Source organism: Methanocalculus sp. (assembly GCF_029762515.1).
In the GTDB taxonomy this organism is placed as follows: domain Archaea; phylum Halobacteriota; class Methanomicrobia; order Methanomicrobiales; family Methanocorpusculaceae; genus Methanocalculus.
Window position 1 is genome coordinate 1 of sequence record NZ_JARVGN010000273.1, and the last position, 3,240, is coordinate 3,240.

Here is a 3,240-nt window from a genome sequence, read left to right on the forward strand (position 1 = left end):
CGCACGCCGGGGTGATACACCCCCGTATGTGCGATCGTTTCAGGAGGGGATCTTCTCGGTGCTTGAGCGGGCGGAGTGTGCAGCAGAGCTGGACAATCTTGCCGGGGAGGTGCAGGAGCTGTTCCATGAGGCAGTATCCAGCCTTTCATCTGCGGCGATTGCGGATCTCGTCATCAGAAGACGGGTGAGCAGGACCGAGTACCGGCACCGGTGCATTGAGGGATCGGCAATCCGTGCCTATGGGATGGCAGGGGTTGCTGTTGAAGCCGGGATGGAGATCGGGTATGTGGTACGGGACGGGAAGCGGCTGATTGCTGATCCCCCATGGGAGGCGACGAAGGCAGATCCTGCGTACTACCGGGTGCTGCTGGAGCGGGCATATGCGGAGGTGATGCCGGTATTCTCCACGGGGAGGGGAGATGTCAGAAGAAGAGGAGGAGGGTGTAGAATATAAATGAAACAACGGATAAAAAACAGGAGGAGGAGAAGATAATGAAGTGCGCTCTTTGTAAGAGTGGAGAGACACGGCACGGTATGACCACGATCACCTTCGAGCGGGAAGGGTTCACCCTGGTGGTAAAAGAAGTCCCGGCAGAAATCTGTATGAATTGCGGTGAGGATTATGTGGATGAGACGATCACCCATGAAATCATGGCATTGGCTGAGCGGATTAAAAGAAAATGGCACCCTTATCGATGTCCGCAGGTATGTTCCCGGTTCTGTAACCTGTTGAGAGCACTGTAATCACTGAAGGGTGTTGCAGGAATTGAGTACACCATAAAGCGAAGATCGTTCAACTACTCCGCCCTAAAGAGCGGGGCTTGCAATAGCAGTGTTACACAGGTATTGCACTTGAATCTGAACGAAGGTTGTTCGTAGTTGAACCTTAATTCGTACCGGTCGGTTGAAGCGACCGGTACGATTATCGATATAATAACCAAAATCCAGAACCCTTTTATCTCTTCTGGAGGATCTCCTGCATCTCGGGGGTCAGTTGAAGGACAAGTTCTGCATTATAGGCACCGCTTGGCATCCTCTCTATTGGGTAATCGAATATCTGATAGGCTGCAATCGCATACGAACGTGATTTGGCAGCGGGGGAACCGCCTCTGACCGCCGGATCAACATTGGTCGTGAAGATTGAGAGCGTATTGTCGCTGTTGTAGACGAATTCAAAGTTCCGGAACTGCTGAGGGAACTCCCGCAGTGATGCGGTTTCAACCTGCCAGAACCCGAGTTCTGGACGTTCAGCATCCGGAGATTTGATAGGTATCACGGTATTTTGATGGCGATGGCCAGAGATCCATGCCACGAGATTTGGATAGGTATGGAGTTTGGCTATCAGATCAACATCAGATACCGCAGCGTACTGACTCCATTCCATGATCGAACAGGGAATAGCTGGATCATGATTGATGACTATCGGGATGTGGGCTGCGATGATCATGAGCTTTCCTTCAGCCTGACCACTCTCGAGTTCCTGTACAAGCCAGTCGTACCGCTCCTGATCGATTGAACCAAATCCGGAGCTGTTTTCACTGGGGTCATCGTCCCTTTGGGTATTATCAAGCACAATGACCTTTATCGGAATATCTGATCGCGGTTCGAATGAATAACAGGCAAATCCCGTTGTTCTGGCGGACTGGCTGAATCCATGCCCGTGTGGGCTTGAAGAGGAGTTGAAAAATTCACTGATCCACTCTGTTCTCGAGAGGAAACGGCGATCTTTATCGGCTGGGACTGTCGGGGGACCATCAGGGAAGCTGGCGACTGGCCCTGCACCGATAATATCGCCATAGGGTGTCCGGCCATCGATTGCCCCCATATAGAAACCACGGCTTTGTAGGGGGAGAGGGGCGAAGAAGATATTCCCTAATTCGAACACTTCAGTGCCGGTCATGGCACTTTTGACGTGATCATCCGGAGGGAACATACCCATCCAGAAGTGATCGTGATTGCCGAGAACCTGATACCAGCTGATCGATTCATCAAGCCCTGCTGCACGGTATTCGTCCTGGTAATCATTGAGAGGCCCGGGGATTGGATCGTCCTTGTCACCGGAGTCGGGGTTGACTATCCTGCCGTCAAGTACATCGATATACCATCGCAGTTCATTGTACTGGCCACAGTTTATTGCATCACCAAGGAATAGACCAAAGTCATATGGATTCTCTTTATGAAGGGCATTTGCCGTCTGGACTGCTGCATCGAAGATATGGGTGGTATACAGCATAGCCGGAGAGTATCCTGAAATGACACCCCCCTTATAGCCGTAATAGACCACCTGAGCAGGAGACTCTTTGTCGGTGAGATGGAGATCTGTCATGGTAAAGAAGGTCAACAGTTTCTCTGTCGTGGTATCTGATGCAGGGGTGTATCCATCCGGCATGAGGTCAAATCTCTTCTCATGCTCCAGTCCCTCGCCAAATTCCCAGTCACCATATCCATACTCTGAAAAGTTTGCGATCTGTTCCGGGCCCGGGGCGGGTGAAGTTGATGGGACGGGGACGGGAAGAACGGTTCTGTCAACTGTTGTCAGGACCACGGGATCTATTGGATAATCCGGTTCACAATCATCCGGAAGCAGGGAGTCGGGAGCAGTACATCCCGCTACAGTGATGAAGAGCACAAACAGAAGAGCGAGGAGAATACCTGCTTTGAAATGATACATAAGGAGTATTGAATAGGCTTGAATTTAAGGGTGTGTATGAATTGCGGCGAGGATTATGTGGATGAGACGATCACCCATGAGATCATGGCGTTAGCTGGGTGGATTGCAAAGAATGTCACTCGTATCGATCTCCGCGGGTATGTTCCCGGTTCTGTCCCCTGTTTTGAGTACTGTAATCAGTGAGGGGTGTTCCCGGAGTGAAGTACACCACAAGACAGGATATCGAGGGATATCCACCTTATCTAAAGGGATAGCTCAGAAATTATGTGGTTGTAAAGAGTATCTGAAATATTACGGATATCCGTAATATTAAGATAGCAGGAGGATCAATAGAAGAAGGATCATGGATCCAACTGCACGAATCAGGCTCTCCCTCGGATTTGTATCGATCGCAATCAACATGATCTTCGGGAAAGACAGGGGGCGGAAGAGCATTCTCAGTCCGGGAGGAATCGAAGTACTCTATTCTGCGTATTTCTCCAGGGTATGTATGGGGGACATTGCCGGAATGCTGGATATTTCCCCGAGTTCCGCAACGGATATTGTGAATTATCTTGAGCGTGAAGGGT

The 3,240-nt window shown here is 50.5% G+C and carries 3 protein-coding genes and 2 pseudogenes; 4 read left to right on the plus strand and 1 reads right to left on the minus strand.

The window, feature by feature from the left end:
• Both QCH34_RS09470 and QCH34_RS09475 read left to right on the plus strand, forming a co-directional pair.
• A pseudogene (locus QCH34_RS09470) lies at positions 1-454 on the plus strand (hypothetical protein); the annotation flags it as partial.
• Between the two features lie 38 nt (positions 455-492).
• A complete protein-coding gene (locus QCH34_RS09475) occupies positions 493-744 on the plus strand; it encodes a type II toxin-antitoxin system MqsA family antitoxin (protein WP_300333297.1) in 252 nt (83 codons plus the stop codon).
• Between the two features lie 211 nt (positions 745-955).
• Here the strand turns inward: QCH34_RS09475 and QCH34_RS09480 are convergent, their stop codons facing one another.
• Complete coding sequence (locus QCH34_RS09480; RefSeq protein WP_300333299.1) at positions 956-2,671, minus strand: TIGR03768 family metallophosphoesterase; 1,716 nt, start codon at positions 2,669-2,671, stop codon at positions 956-958.
• Positions 2,672-2,707: 36 nt separating this feature from the next.
• Here QCH34_RS09480 and QCH34_RS09485 point away from each other — a divergent pair, with 36 nt between their 5' ends.
• A complete protein-coding gene (locus tag QCH34_RS09485; RefSeq protein ID WP_300333301.1) occupies positions 2,708-2,854 on the plus strand; it encodes a hypothetical protein in 147 nt (48 codons plus the stop codon).
• A 160-nt stretch (positions 2,855-3,014) separates the two neighbouring features.
• Positions 3,015-3,240: pseudogene (locus QCH34_RS09490) on the plus strand (MarR family transcriptional regulator); the annotation flags it as partial.